The following is a 13,468-nucleotide window of genomic DNA, read 5'->3' as shown; positions in this document are numbered from 1 at the left end:
TTGTCCCGCTTTCCGTAGCTATTGATTGACATCGTTAATTTGGTGTATAGCCGCTTTCCCGTTAGGAGAAATTAGAGCGTAAAACAAGGAGGTGAAAGGGTTGGACAAGTTTCTCGTCAAATTACTTGGAAATGGAATTATCGTCATCGTCATGGTAATGCTCTTAAGCAACGCCTCATTCATCTCAGCGCTGCTGACAGCCTTAGCGTTGTCTATTCTAGCCTATTTATTCGGGGATCTTTTCATCCTTCCGCGAACGAACAATGGGATCGCAACCGTTGTAGATGCGTTTCTCGTCTTTATCTTCCTGTGGGCGATTTCCGCCAACGCGGAATGGACGTTATCTCTTGGCGAAATCCTTGCCATTACCATTGTGATGGGCGTATTTGAATGGTTCTTGCACGCTTGGATGCTGCGCGACGGCATCCGCAGGGACAGCAGCGTACGAGTGCGCGATGCTCGTTAAAAGACAACAAAGAGCGCGAGTACAAGGGAATCCTCCCTTTGCACTCGCGCTTTGTGTACAGGTATAGTTGCAATTTAACTGCCCAGCATCACGCGATCATCGGACAGCTTGTGGCCGCTGATGCGTTCGAATTCGCCTAGCAGCCGTTCGATCGTTAACTCGCGTTTATTCGTTTCATCCACATCAAGGATGATCCGCCCGCCATCCATCATGATGAGGCGGTTACCCAACCGGATCGCTTGCTCCATGTTGTGGGTGACCATCAACGTGGTCAGCTTCAATTCGCTGACGATCTCCTGCGTAAGCTTCGTCACCAGCTCAGCACGGGCTGGGTCCAGTGCAGCAGTATGCTCGTCTAGGAGCAACACCTGCGGCTCGGTAAACGTTGCCATCAGCAGGCTGAGCGCCTGGCGTTCCCCGCCCGACAATGTACCGACCTTGGCGCGCAGCCGGTTCTCCAATCCAATGCCCAGCCTGCGCAGCTGCTCCTGGAACATCGCCCGGCGCTTCGCGTTCACCCCCAGCGCAAGGCCACGCGCCTTCCCGCGAGAGTAAGCCATCGCCAGGTTCTCCTCGATGGTCATATGCGGTGCAGAACCGGCCATCGGGTCCTGAAACACACGGCCAATCCACTTGCTGCGGCGATGCTCCGGAAGATGGCTGATGTCGACGCCGCCAAGGCGAACCTCGCCAGCATCCGGCTTGATGACGCCGGAGATCATATTCATCAGCGTGGATTTCCCCGCACCGTTGCTGCCGATGACCGTTACGAAATCGCCTTTGCGCAGATGCAGATTGACGTCAATCAGCGCGATCTTCTCATCCGGCGTGCCGGGGTGAAAGAGCTTCGATACCTGGGTTAACTTCAGCATTAGAACCCACCCCCTACGCTCTTTTGCCCGGCGGTTTGTGTAATTTCACCGGCGCGCCGGCGAGCTACGGCTTTCTGCTTCATGTTTCTTTGTGCGGTCGGAAGCACCAATGCGATGATCACGATAACTGCCGTAATCAGCTTCAAATCCGTTTGCTCCAGCCATTCGATCCGCAGCGCTAGCGCTACAACCACTCGATAAACGATGGACCCGAGAACCGCTGCCAGCGTTGCCCAGAATACCGTCCGCGCCCCGAAGATGGCCTCCCCGATAATCACCGAAGCCAGCCCGATCACGATCATCCCGATCCCCGACGAAATGTCGGCGAAACCGGACTGTTGAGCGATGAGCGCCCCGGACAAAGCCACTAGCCCGTTGGACAAACTGAGCCCGAGAATAATTGTGTTATCCGTATTGGCACCAAAACTGCGGATCATCCGTTTATTGTCGCCAGTGGCCCGCAGGGCCAAGCCAAGCTCCGTACGAAAGAACAAATCCAGCAGCAGCTTAATGGCGATAACAACGATCGGCATGAACACCAGCGGCGAAACCGAGCTGAACAGCGTTGTCTCCCCCAGCAAGCCTACATTAGGTTTGCCCATGATCCGCATATTGATGGAATACAATGCAATCATCATTAATATCCCGGAGAGCAGTCCGTTAATCCGTCCTTTGGTATGAATGATGCCGGTGATCGCACCGGCAGCCAAGCCGCCCAAAAAAGCAACGACCGTAGCAATCCAGGGAGAGCTTCCCCCTGCGATCATGACCGCAGCGATCGCACCGCCGGTCGTAAAGCTCCCGTCCACCGTCAGGTCCGGAAAGTCGAGAATTCGGAACGTAATATATACGCCGAGCGCCATAAGCGCATACAACAGGCCGGATTCCAGCGCCCCCAGCAGCGAGTTCAACATGATGAGTACCTCCTCAAGAAATTAGGAGCGTGTGCTGCCTATTCGATCAGATTGTTTTCCTTATCCGTAATTTGAGCCTTCATGGCATCGGTCACTTCGATCCCTTGCTCGGCTGCCGCTTTCAGGTTCATGATCAAGTCGAGCTTATCCGGCACCGTCACTTTCAGGTCACCGACCTTTTTGCCGTTCTTCAGCACGTCGACTGCCATTTGTCCCACTTGGTACCCGTGGTCATAATATTTGAACCCAATCGTTGCAAAAGCCCCCTTCTCGACCGTATCCCGGTCACTCGAGAAGAAAGGAAGGTCGTTATCGTTGGCTACCTGGATCACGGTGCTGACGGCTTCAACGACCATGTTATCGAGCGTAATGTACAGCGCATCTACCCGACCAACCAGCGATTCGGCCGCTTGTTTAACTTCCGATGTATTGGTTACCGAGGCTTTCACCAATTTGATACCGTGGGCTTCCAATGCTTTCTCTGCATGGTTTGCCATAACGACGGCATTCGGTTCCCCTTGGTTGATCACCAATCCAACGGATTTGACATCCTTGAAGTGCTCAGCGATGAAGTCCATCAGCTTCGTAATCGCTTCCGGGTTCGTATCCGAAGCCCCGGAGATGTTCCCACCTGGATGATCCAAATTGTCCACCAATTTGGCATCAACCGGATCAGTAACAGCCGCGAACAGGATCGGGGAGTTCTTCACCTGCTGCGCTACAGCTTGTGCAGGCGGCGTAGCGATCGCGAGCACCAGATCATATTTCTCGCCGGCGATTTTTTGCGCGATGGTCGTATTGTTCGTTTGGTCCCCCTGCGCATTGTTGTAATCAAGCTCCAAGTTTTCCCCTTCTACAATGCCTGCGTCCTTCAAAGCGTCCAGGAAGCCCTCCCGCGTTGCATCCAAGGAAGGATGCTCCACGATTTGCGAAATCGCGATTTTATACGTTTTCTTATCGGAATCCGATGTATTCCCCGCACCCGCGGAATTTTCCGTTCCGGTTCCCCCGGCATTCCCCCCGTTTGCGGCATTTCCGTTGCCGCCATTGTTGCCGCAAGCAACAACGCCGACCAGCAGCAGCGACAAGGCGAGAATCATCCCAAGCTTCTTCTTCATGTTTTTGTTTCCCCTTTCTCTCTCATGAAATTAATGACCCTGCAGTGCCCCTGCAGTAAAGCATAATCTGATTAACGCTTTTGTTGATGAAAGGATTAAAGCGTCCGTGGACAAGGATTCGTCCAACATGGACACGAAGTATGATTCCTATATTAAATGGTGGTCAATTATACGTCAATACAGGTTAAGGGACTTCTGCCTCAAGATAGGTATAAAAAAGAGCCATCCAAAGCAAAACCGAAAATCGGCCTCGCATTGGTAGCTCCACATGTTCTTGGATCTACTTTTTGGCATCTAAATAAATATGTTGCGCCTGGATCGCTTGGGGAGTGATCTCAAGCACGCCAAAGCTGTATTTGGGTTCCCGCCGTTTGTCGGTAGGCGACCCGGGATTAAACCACAAGACGCCACCGCTTTTCGCAAGGTAAGGCTTGTGCGAGTGGCCAAACAGCACGGCGTCTACCGGTTGGCCAGCAAAGACGCGCTCCGCATTGTTCTTAGCCCCGTGCCCGCCGCCGGGGAGATGGCCGTGCGTCAGTCCGATCCGTCTGCCGCCCAGCTCGAGAATTTTATGCCAACCAAACTTACGGATAATGTCGTTTGGGTCATTGTTTCCTGCCACACCCTCAACCGGCGCTATCGTTTTTAACTGCTCATATACCTCCATCGTCACCCAATCCCCCAGGTGGAGAATCATGTCGCAGGTGCGGAAGGTTTGCCGCAGCTTCGCGGGCAGTTCCACTCCGCGGCGCGGGATATGCGTATCCGATATGACTCCGATCCGCATAGGCGTTACCTCAACGGCGAAGCGGCCATACGCACATAGGTGTGCCGCCGCCCGCGGATGGCGATTGATACCGCTTGGATATTTTCTGGGATGGCCATGCCCGCGAAACCGGCATCCCCGATGTGTACAATGTCGGCGCCGGCACGTTTGGCGCTGAGAGCAATCTCTCGCACCGTCGATTCGTCCGCGCCTTCCTGACTTGTGCCGATCGCCGCCAAAACCAAGGCCCCCCGCGCCTTGACTTCCGCAATGACCCGGGCCAGCTCCTCCTCGCGCACGCCCGGAACGGTCCCCGGAGCTGGCAGCAGCACGACGTCCGCGCCGGCTTCAACGAACTTGATCGCAGCCTCGCCGTCCAGCACGCTGCCGCGAGTACCAGCGCCATGCATTTTGCCAGCGATGATCAAACCGCCGAATTCCCGTTTTGCCACATGGATCGCGTGCAGGATGCGTTCATGGGTCACTCCGGTTTTCGGGTTGCCTGTCAGGCATACGAAATCCACGCCAAGCCGCTTGGCTTCGGCCAGGCTCTGAGCGGTTGCCTGCCGTCCTTCGGGCAGCTCGTGAAGCCCTTCAACCGCATCGGCCGACGCGTCGACCGGCTCTAAATTGATGCCGACTGGCAGTCCCGTTAATCGTTGCAGCTCCGCGATCGGATTTCGCGCGCTCGGCCCGGGCTCCCCACTGCCGCGATCCGGCGCAAACAAATCCCGCGGCTCTATGCCGCGAATCTGCGGGTGAAACACGTCAAAGACGTTCAGCAGGATCATGTCCGCGCCAAAAGCTTTGGCAAGCTCCGCATTGGTGATCTCGGGCAGCAGCGGCTGGGACGTAACCACCGTTTCCGCCATCACCGTTCGCCCTTCCGCTGCCAAAATTGCTCCCCTTAGAGCTTCGCGATCCATTTGGCGAAAATCCGAAGCCCGGCAGTCCAATATCCGTTTCATGGGCTACCCCTCCATTCGTTCCAAGTTCTGCACAATTGCTATATCTCCAGTGTAGCACGTCGAAATGCTGCAGGCCATCCGATATCCCCTTGAATCAATATCGTTTCAAATAAACCCTTGCTTCATAGGGGCGCAGCGGTAAGTTCAATACATCCTCGTGCTCCCGTGGAGCGTAGTTGGAGATTAACAGTTCGATGTCCTTCGGCTCCACCGCCTCAGAAGGCCATTCGAATACCGGCTCCTCGGAACTAAAATTCAGGATCACCAACAAACAGCTCGTTTCCAACCTCCGGGTAAACGCATATATCTGCGGATGATCGGGGAGCAGCAGCTCGTATTCGCCGTAGACGATCACGGCATGTTCTTTTCTTAAGCGAATCAGCTTTTTGTAGTAATGGTAGATCGAATCGGGGTTACGGATCGCTTCCTCGACATTAATCCGATCGTGATTGGGATTCACCCGGATCCAGGCGGATTCGGCAGTGGTAAACCCGGCTTGCGGTCCGGCATCCCATTGCATGGGGGTACGGGCGTTATCCCGGCTTTTTAGATGAATCGCCCGCAGGATGTCCGCCTCCGGAACACCGTTTCTTCGCTGCTCCTCATAGTAGTTGAGCGTCTCCACGTCACGATAATCGTCAATTGAATCAAAGACCGCGTTCGTCATGCCGATTTCCTCGCCTTGATAAATGTACGGCGTCCCTTCCAGCATATGAAGGAAGGTCCCCAGCATTTTAGCGGACGGAATGCGGTAAGGTTCCTGATCGCTCCCAAAACGGGAAACCGAGCGCGGCTGGTCATGGTTGCACAAATAATTGGCGTTCCACCCCCGCCCGTGCAGCACAGTCTGCCAGCGAGTGATGACTTCCTTTAAGTCCGTCAGCTTCCACGGAACGACGTCCCATTTGCCGCTGCCCGCAGAGCCCGCATCCAGAAACATATGCTCGAACTGAAACGTCATATTCAGCTCACGACGGTCATCGCCAACATAATTCAACGCCTGCTCCGGACCTAGCCCCGACGTTTCGCCTACGGTCATAATGTCATAGTAATACAACACGTTATCGTACAAGTTTTGCAGAAGTGTATGTACATCGTCCAGGTTCGAAAATAGCTCGTAAGCCCGAACCGTCGGTCTCTGCTCCGGATTGTCTGCATCCGGCAGTCCTTTCGCCTTGGCGATATGCGCAATGGCATCGAACCGGAAGCCGTCCACGCCTTTTTGAAGCCACCACTTGACCATGTCATGCAGCTCGCGGATGACGGACGGATTTTCCCAGTTCAAGTCAGGCTGATGCTTGGAATACAAATGTAAGTAATATTCATCGGTACGCTCGTCATACTCCCAAACCGAACCGCTGAAATACGACTCCCAGTTGTTCGGCGGGCCGCTGTTTTTACCCTTTCGCCAGATGTAATAATCCCGCTTCGGATTATCCTTGGACTTCCGAGATTCCAAGAACCAGGGATGCTCGTCCGAAGTGTGATTCAGCACCAGATCCATCATTAGCTTCATTCCGCGCGCGTGCAACGCTTCCAACAGCTCATCGAAGTCCTCCATCGTGCCAAATGCGGGATCGATCTTATAATAATCGCTAATATCATAGCCGTTATCATGCCCAGGCGATTGATAGATCGGACAGATCCAAACGACGTCGACCCCAAGATCTTGCAAATAATCCAGCTTGGACAGGATCCCGCGCAGGTCACCCACCCCGTCCCCATTCGAATCCTTGAAGCTGATCGGATAGATTTGGTACACGACGCTTTCCTTCCACCAAGTCCGCTTCATGTCCGACTCCCTTTCTCGTTTTTCCTTTAGCTATTTGCATCGAACCAGTTTTGTATTACGAAAAAAGCCCGGGAACCCAAAAGTTCCCGAGCCTCGTTATCTGCTAAGCATAATGCTCCACCGCTTGCACGTATTTCCGATGCGTTTCGGCCCGCTCCGATTCCAGCTTATGTTTGGCTGTTTCCAGCTCGCGTTGCACGTCGCTTACCGCCGTAAGTTGGTTTTGGACTTGATCTAAGCTGACGTTGATTCGCCCCTGCACTAGCCAATCCGAGATAAAATCGTCAAAGAAATAGTCGGAAAATTTCAGCAATCCCCCGATCTCCAGATGCGTCGAAATGTCCGCTCCGATGTCACGGAGTTCCCGCTGAAAACGTTGCAGACTTTGCCGCGCCGCCATTAGATGGCTCATCGCCTCATCAATCCGCGAGTGCTTAATATGTGTCGACAACATTCCGCCGCCCAGCATATCGTACACCCCCCAATTTTTCGCAGAACGCAGATCTTCCTCGGCTGCGCTTAAATCGTGAAGGGCGGATTGTCCGGCCTGCAGCGCTTCGTCCACCTCTTTCAGCTGCACGGTGAGGACCGCTTCGCGTTCGGCCAGCTCCCGCAGCTCTCCGTCTTCCTCCAGGATCTTCCGCTCTTTGGCTTGAAAAATCCGCTCATATTCGTTCTTCCAAGAACCCAGCTCGAGCAGTCTGCGCTCAATATCCGCAATTTGCCGCTCCATATCGCGAACCGCAGCTTCGGCGGCATCATACCTCATCTTGGCTTCCAGCACTTCCCGCTGCTCCCGATCCAGCTTCTCGGCTTTGTTGCCAAGCACGGTAGCCAATAAGTTTGACAGCGACATCGTCGACAGCTTGCGAACATCTTCTTCCTCTGCAGCCAGCTGCTTCTGCCAACGGTTCCGTTCTTCTTGCAGGCCGGTCAACTCCTGCTGGAGATTTTTGAGGCGCTGTTGCCACTTCTCCTGATTCCGGGCTTTCTCTTTGAGTTCTGCCATACGAGCGTTAAGATCCTCGAACAACCTTGGTTCCTCCCTTTACCGCCGGAACGGTTGTCCTGTCCGGCCTACGTAGTTTCGCTATCCTGTTCTACGTTGGTCGAGACCGAAAGTTTCAAAGCGGCCGTTCCCAAGCCACAGCGCCGTTCGCCTCAGCGCTCTTCACAATCTCCTCGCACAGCCGATGGGTTTCCAGCGAATCTTGCAGCGAGATGGCCGGTTCCCCTCCTTCGCGAACACAGCGGATAAAATGATCGATGATCTGCACAAACCCCCGCCGGTACAACACCGGATCCCAGTCCTTAAAGGTCAATCGTTTCGCTTCACCGCCGGCAAAATGCTCCGTCGTGTTCAGTCCGTCCACCCGCCATGTCTGGCCGGGGCTCATCACCTCCAGGATTTCATCGTTGGCCCCCGAATCGCGGTTCATGATGCCGATGCAGGTAAAGCCGTCACCTTCCAACTGGAGCGTGACATGGTACAGCTTCCCCTCCTGCACTCGAGTCGAGACGTGAACGTTCTGGACTTCACCCGGTGCCAAAAACCGCAGCGTATCCACCACATGGATATAATCGTCCAACACGAAGCGGCGAGCATAGTCGGGCGATGGGGTGCGGTTTTTCTGCAACAGCACGAGCCGGCGGTCCGGCTGTTCCTTCAGGGCCGCGTTCATCGGGGCGAACCGGCGGTTAAAGCCGGTCATGAGCAGCACGCCTTTCTTCTCCGCTAGTTCGCTGAGCCGTTTAGACTCCTCATAATGATAAGCGATAGGCTTATCCACGTAGACGTGGATTCCGTTCTCAATCAGTTGCTCCACAATCGCCGGATGGGACTCCGTCGCCGAATGGACGAATGCAGCATCCACGCCGGATTTCACCAGCTCGTCCACGCTGCTCACCGTTTCCGGGATGCGGTATTTTGCTGCCAGCTTAGACAGCGTCTCCTGATTTCGTGTACTCAAGACGAGTTCGATGTCCTCCCTCGCCGTAATGACCGGCAAATACGCTTTTTGCGCGATATCGCCGAGTCCGATGATTCCGATGCGCATCCTTTTTGCCTCCTGAGCATAACTTCATGATTTCGTTAGAGTGAAATGGTCAACGTTTCCTTTCATTTTGGCATAGGGAAAGGAAGATGTAAATTTGCTGCAGCAAAAAAGAAAACCCCCATGCTGATCATGGGGGTCTGCTCGGCTGATCGATTAAACGAAGGAAGGTTTTGTACGGTCTACGTCACCCGTGAGTACCTTCACATATTCCTTATCTCCGCCTTCGACGGACGGTCCAATATAGAGAATGCCTTTGGAACGGCTGGCTTGCAGCTTGCGTCCTTTTGCCGTCTTGGCATCCATCATCGCTGGGGACAGACGCTTGGAAGCCTTGGAAACCGGGGCAGCGCCTTGCTTCAGCTTCAAGTTACCTCGCTTCATATCGAATCCCCTCCAAGGATATAATCAATGGTTCGTAAGAGTTCATTATTATCGGATACAATGATGCCTAACTGCTCGTCGGTCAAGTGATGCCTGCCGGAAAAATGAACCGACAGCACATGCTCTCTACCTAAAGGATAGCATAGGATGTATACCTGTTCAACTTCAAGCCGGTTAAAGAAAGCCCATTTTGCGGTTAAATACGCATCTAACACGTAGATCGGCTGCTGGCCGGACTCCACTCGCTCTTGGTTCTCCTGAAAGGTGAAAAATCGGCCTTTCCCTACGTTGCCGCCGACTTGCCCAATCCCCTCATCTCCCTGCACCTTCCAAAGCGCAGCACCGGTAACCAGATACCCCTGCGGAGGAAGAATCGACGTCCGAATCGCCTCGCTTAAACCGTTGTAACGATCCTGTTCATCGGGGACGGTTATATTTTTATTATAGGTCCAAAAAAGATGAAGGATCCGGCGTTTGCGCTCCAGCTCCATTTCCATTCTCGCGATTTCATTGTGGGGATCACGGTACACACCTTCGGCCAGGATCGCTTTAATCAGTGAACGGCAGGCAACGGCAACCGCAGCCTCCTCATTCCCATCCGTTCGCACCTCATATCTCAGTAACGTCAAGCCTTGAAGGTCGGATAAGAGATGATATTCTGAAACGTTCTCCCCTTGGATCAGATCATCCCTCTCTCTGATCTCCTGCGGGATGATGGCAAATACTCGCCTTCGCCCGAGTCTCCCCCAAAACAACCCCATCTCAAAAAGCGTGTTGTCCCGGGTGATGAAAACAAATTTCCCTCGATATAAAGCGATGTCATCCGGCGCAAAGATGAAAACCCCAAAATCATTCTTATGGAGTTGCTTCTCCAGCGATTCCATCGTGTAATCATTGCCTTCAAATGCGCCGGCATACCATGGAGTTACCTGGGCATATCGGTTGATCTGAGCGTGGATCCCGTTCGCGATATCCATCGCTTCCCGTGAGGATCCAATAAAGACGTTCGGCTTGGTCACATCCACAACTCCACAGCTCCTTGAAAAACGAATCATCTTTTCCTAATTATACCATCCCGATTCGTTTTGTGCAGGTTGATGGAATAACTGACGATGTCGTACACCGATGAAGACCGAAAGTAGGCTCCATCCCCCCGCCAGCAAGTAAACGTAGACAATTCCTACCCCCTCCGCGACGAAACTCATGAGCAGCAGAGATATCCCAAACAGGAAATTCTGCAACGCGGCTTGGGCTGACAGCACTTTGGGCAACTGATCCGGATCGGCGCTGCGTTGCGTATACGTTTGGCGGGCAACTCCGACTAGTTCGGCAAACGGACCTATCAAGAGAACAATACCCAGCGTCAAAACAGCGGAAGTGTTTAGCGCAAAGGCAAAGGTCAAGACGGCATATCCAAGCATACCGATCCATAGCGCAGGGTACAACCGATACTCCAGCTTGTTTACCAGAGCTACAATCAATATTCCGCCTAATACGGCCCCGGCAAAATAACCGGCGTTGATATACCCCCACCACGATTCATCCCGGTGTAAAATATCGCGCACAAACACAAGCAAAAATGCCCCCGACCATACCGAACTGCCTAACAGTTCCGTCATCTCCATGCAGGTTAATGCGCGCAATCTTGGCAATCGCAATAGGGTGATCCACCCCTCTTTTAACGTTTCCCAATGAGAGATGACCCGTTTGGATCCCCTATCTCCATATGCTGCCATAGATGTTGCATTTCGAGGTTCCCCTCCGATCGGATCTACGATTCGGGTCGTAGCCAACATGGCGATTCCGTAAGCTCCAGCAACCGCAACAAGAACCGGAAACGAACCAAACTTCGCCACAACCACACCGCTGAGTGCCCACCCTGCAAACTGGATGATTTGATCCGTCGCCGCGATCATACTATTCGCTTTCAGCAAAGTATCGTCCTGAACCAACCTGGGAATCAACGCGTTCCTCGCCGGTGTCGTCCATCCGTCGAGGAAGGAAATCACCAAGATTATTCCATACAGAATGCCCGGGGCAGTTCCGCCAACCCATGGGGAGACATATAATGCGAGCAACGAAAACAACAGAAACTGACCGCCTTGCGATATCGATAATATTGTGGTCAGTCGAAATCTGGCAATCACCAAGGGAGCCAGCAAGCTGCTGATCAACTGGGAGCTTACCCGAATAAAAGGAACTAATGTCGCAAAGATGATGGATCCAGTCTGATCCAGTACCAGCGTAATAAAAGCGACAATATACAGGACGTCCGCCATGTTGGACAAGGTCTGCGAACTCCATAACCATAAAAAGGACCGTTTCATCCCCGTGTATCACTCCTTTGTTCCAAACCAAATAACCCGGAAACCCCGGGGTCAAAAAAAAGGTTAGGTTCAAGAGTGCAGGATCAAATCGGTCCCATGCTTAAGCTCCTTATATCATGTTGATTCATCAATGTTCGCCTTAAGGCTCATAAATCATCTTCCGCGTCATCCCGCCGTCGACCACCAGATGTGCACCGGTCACAAATGTATTGTCCGGGTGAGTCAAGTACAGACAAGCCCGGGCGATATCCTCCGGAGTTCCAACGCGTCCTGCCGGATGCTGCTTGTGATCGATCTCGCGCAGAGCGCCGTAATCCCCGGTTTCAATCCACCCCGGACTGATGCAGTTCACGCGGATGCCATCCGGGCCAAGCGATACAGCTAACGCATGCGTAAGCGACACAATCGCTCCTTTGGAGGCGGCGTACGCCTCCGAACCGGGCTCAGACATGAGCGAACGCGTGGAGGAGATGTTCACGATGGCTCCGCCCCGGCCGCTTCCCTTCACACGTTTGGCCATCTCACGGGAAGCTAGAAACGTACTGCGCACGTTGGTATTCAGCACATCGTCCCATTCCTCTACCGTAAGCTCGTAGGTGGATTTAAACCGCGATACTCCCGCATTGTTGATCAAAATATCAATCCGCCCCAACTCACGCTCGGCCGTTTCCATTAAGCGAACGATATCAGCCTCCTGGCGCACATCACAAGGCACGAATAGGGCTCGGCCCCCGGCCTTGCGAATTGCCTCCGCCGCCGCTCTGCCGGTTTCTTCATTAAGCTCCGCCAGTACGACGGACGCACCTTCCCGGGCATAAGCTTCCGCCACACCGCGGCCGATGCCGTGCCCCGCTCCCGTTACAATCACAGTCCTATTTGCAAAAGACATGTCTCGAAACTCACCCCTTCTGTCCGCTTTCCGCGATGTGACAGATTAACCCCGACAGCCAATCGTCCAGCGCTTCGAAACGATATCCCGCCTCATGCGCTTTAGTATTGTCCATCACCCACGAGCTTGGGATGCCAAATGGAGATCGATGCTCCTGAGCCGTTTCGCGTTCGATCAACGCTGTTTTGCCGGTGATGGATTCAATGAGGCGGATGATTTCTCCAATGGTAATTTCCCCATCGGAACAAGCATTAATCGGCCCGGTCAGTTCGGATTCCCCCAGCCAGGCCAGAAACTTCGCCGTTTCCGCCGAAGTGATAAACGAGATCGCCGCGTCCGGGTTCGGTACGCCAATCGGCAACCCCTGCTGAACATGCTCGACATGAAAATGCAACCGCCGTGTATAATCATCCGGCCCTAATACAATTGGAATCCGCAAGGCGCTCACCGGAAAATCTGCCTGTTGGAAGAATGCCGCTTCAGCCAACCGTTTTCCTTCCCCATAATCAAACGCCTGCTTATCGCCAAGCTTCAGTTCATAATGATAGGGATCAAAATCAGCTTCGGTTAAAGGCGATTTACCCAACTTGTAGACGGATAAGGTGGAGGTCAAAATATATTTCCCGACGCGCTCCTTGAATGCCCGCACCGCGGCAAGCGCTTCGTTAGGCGAAAAACAGATGTTATCGTACACCAGATCCCAAGGTCCAGCCTCAGCCGCCGCTTGCAACGATTTCTCATCTGTACGGTCCAGCCGCAGCTGCGTAACTGGAGAATCAAACTGGACCTCCGTTTGTCCCCGGGTCGCAACCGTTATCTCGTGCAAGCCCGAACTTGCCAGCAGGTTAACCAATCTTTTGCCAAAATAACGAGAGCCGCCAAGCACTAAAATCTTTGCCATTTCTTCTTCCTCCTCCA

General features: G+C 53.5%; 14 protein-coding genes. 1 reads left to right on the top strand and 13 read right to left on the bottom strand.

The features are described 5' to 3' along the window. Positions 1-91: 91 nt before the first annotated feature. Positions 92-466 (top strand): DUF2512 family protein, encoded by a 375-nt coding sequence (locus M3G15_RS02095; protein ID WP_009223176.1) that lies wholly within the window; start codon positions 92-94, stop codon positions 464-466. 74 nt (positions 467-540) lie between these two features. On the opposite strand, the gene M3G15_RS02090 is transcribed toward M3G15_RS02095, so the two are convergent. The 13 genes from M3G15_RS02090 to M3G15_RS02030 form a co-directional block, all read right to left on the bottom strand. Then, the gene (locus tag M3G15_RS02090) at positions 541-1,338 is read right to left on the bottom strand and encodes an ABC transporter ATP-binding protein (RefSeq protein ID WP_260069936.1); all 798 of its coding nucleotides are present in this window, start codon (positions 1,336-1,338) and stop codon (positions 541-543) included. Next, on the bottom strand, positions 1,338-2,252 hold the full coding sequence (locus M3G15_RS02085) for an ABC transporter permease (RefSeq protein WP_009223174.1): 915 nt from the start codon (positions 2,250-2,252) through the stop codon (positions 1,338-1,340). Before M3G15_RS02085 ends, M3G15_RS02090 begins: the two co-directional genes overlap by 1 nt. Positions 2,253-2,290: 38 nt before the next feature. Further along, a complete protein-coding gene (locus M3G15_RS02080) occupies positions 2,291-3,370 on the bottom strand; it encodes an ABC transporter substrate-binding protein (RefSeq protein ID WP_009223173.1) in 1,080 nt (359 codons plus the stop codon). A 280-nt stretch (positions 3,371-3,650) separates the two neighbouring features. After that, positions 3,651-4,157 (bottom strand): metallophosphoesterase family protein, encoded by a 507-nt coding sequence (locus tag M3G15_RS02075; RefSeq protein ID WP_009223172.1) that lies wholly within the window; start codon positions 4,155-4,157, stop codon positions 3,651-3,653. A 5-nt stretch (positions 4,158-4,162) separates the two neighbouring features. Further along, positions 4,163-5,104, bottom strand: coding sequence for a DUF7916 family protein (locus tag M3G15_RS02070; protein ID WP_260069935.1), 942 nt, complete (start codon positions 5,102-5,104; stop codon positions 4,163-4,165). A 94-nt stretch (positions 5,105-5,198) separates the two neighbouring features. Further along, a complete protein-coding gene (locus M3G15_RS02065; protein ID WP_260069934.1) occupies positions 5,199-6,896 on the bottom strand; it encodes a glycoside hydrolase family 13 protein in 1,698 nt (565 codons plus the stop codon). A gap of 103 nt (positions 6,897-6,999) precedes the next feature. After that, on the bottom strand, positions 7,000-7,929 hold the full coding sequence (locus tag M3G15_RS02060) for a hypothetical protein (protein ID WP_009223169.1): 930 nt from the start codon (positions 7,927-7,929) through the stop codon (positions 7,000-7,002). A gap of 91 nt (positions 7,930-8,020) precedes the next feature. After that, positions 8,021-8,953: a Gfo/Idh/MocA family protein gene (locus tag M3G15_RS02055; protein ID WP_260069933.1), complete on the bottom strand. Its 933-nt coding sequence runs from the start codon at positions 8,951-8,953 to the stop codon at positions 8,021-8,023. A 153-nt stretch (positions 8,954-9,106) separates the two neighbouring features. Next, complete coding sequence (locus M3G15_RS02050; RefSeq protein WP_009223167.1) at positions 9,107-9,334, bottom strand: hypothetical protein; 228 nt, start codon at positions 9,332-9,334, stop codon at positions 9,107-9,109. Then, positions 9,331-10,353, bottom strand: a complete 1,023-nt coding sequence (locus tag M3G15_RS02045) for a TIR domain-containing protein (RefSeq protein ID WP_397376578.1) — start codon at positions 10,351-10,353, stop codon at positions 9,331-9,333. Before M3G15_RS02045 ends, M3G15_RS02050 begins: the two co-directional genes overlap by 4 nt. Before the next feature lie 42 nt (positions 10,354-10,395). After that, entirely contained in the window at positions 10,396-11,661 is a 1,266-nt protein-coding gene (locus M3G15_RS02040; RefSeq protein WP_260069931.1) for an MFS transporter, read from the bottom strand. Between the two features lie 139 nt (positions 11,662-11,800). Beyond that, positions 11,801-12,550: an SDR family NAD(P)-dependent oxidoreductase gene (locus M3G15_RS02035; protein ID WP_260069930.1), complete on the bottom strand. Its 750-nt coding sequence runs from the start codon at positions 12,548-12,550 to the stop codon at positions 11,801-11,803. A gap of 10 nt (positions 12,551-12,560) precedes the next feature. Continuing rightward, positions 12,561-13,451: an NAD-dependent epimerase/dehydratase family protein gene (locus M3G15_RS02030; protein ID WP_009223156.1), complete on the bottom strand. Its 891-nt coding sequence runs from the start codon at positions 13,449-13,451 to the stop codon at positions 12,561-12,563. Between the last annotated feature and the right edge of the window lie 17 nt (positions 13,452-13,468).

Source organism: Paenibacillus sp. p3-SID1389 (assembly GCF_025151705.1).
GTDB lineage: Bacteria > Bacillota > Bacilli > Paenibacillales > Paenibacillaceae > Fontibacillus > Fontibacillus phoenicis.
Note: the sequence above shows the minus strand (reverse complement) of the source record. Positions and strands in the feature narration are given on the sequence as shown.

Excerpts from the sequence above, each read along its gene's own strand:
- M3G15_RS02090 (WP_260069936.1), bottom strand. The coding sequence starts at position 1,338 with ATGCTGAAGTTAACCCAGGTATCGAAGCTCTTTCACCCCGGCACGCCG.
- M3G15_RS02085 (WP_009223174.1), bottom strand. The coding sequence starts at position 2,252 with ATGTTGAACTCGCTGCTGGGGGCGCTGGAATCCGGCCTGTTGTATGCG.
- M3G15_RS02080 (WP_009223173.1), bottom strand. The coding sequence starts at position 3,370 with ATGAAGAAGAAGCTTGGGATGATTCTCGCCTTGTCGCTGCTGCTGGTC.
- M3G15_RS02075 (WP_009223172.1), bottom strand. The coding sequence starts at position 4,157 with ATGCGGATCGGAGTCATATCGGATACGCATATCCCGCGCCGCGGAGTG.
- M3G15_RS02070 (WP_260069935.1), bottom strand. The coding sequence starts at position 5,104 with ATGAAACGGATATTGGACTGCCGGGCTTCGGATTTTCGCCAAATGGAT.
- M3G15_RS02065 (WP_260069934.1), bottom strand. The coding sequence starts at position 6,896 with ATGAAGCGGACTTGGTGGAAGGAAAGCGTCGTGTACCAAATCTATCCG.
- M3G15_RS02055 (WP_260069933.1), bottom strand. The coding sequence starts at position 8,953 with ATGCGCATCGGAATCATCGGACTCGGCGATATCGCGCAAAAAGCGTAT.
- M3G15_RS02050 (WP_009223167.1), bottom strand. The coding sequence starts at position 9,334 with ATGAAGCGAGGTAACTTGAAGCTGAAGCAAGGCGCTGCCCCGGTTTCC.
- M3G15_RS02040 (WP_260069931.1), bottom strand. The coding sequence starts at position 11,661 with ATGAAACGGTCCTTTTTATGGTTATGGAGTTCGCAGACCTTGTCCAAC.
- M3G15_RS02035 (WP_260069930.1), bottom strand. The coding sequence starts at position 12,550 with ATGTCTTTTGCAAATAGGACTGTGATTGTAACGGGAGCGGGGCACGGC.
- M3G15_RS02030 (WP_009223156.1), bottom strand. The coding sequence starts at position 13,451 with ATGGCAAAGATTTTAGTGCTTGGCGGCTCTCGTTATTTTGGCAAAAGA.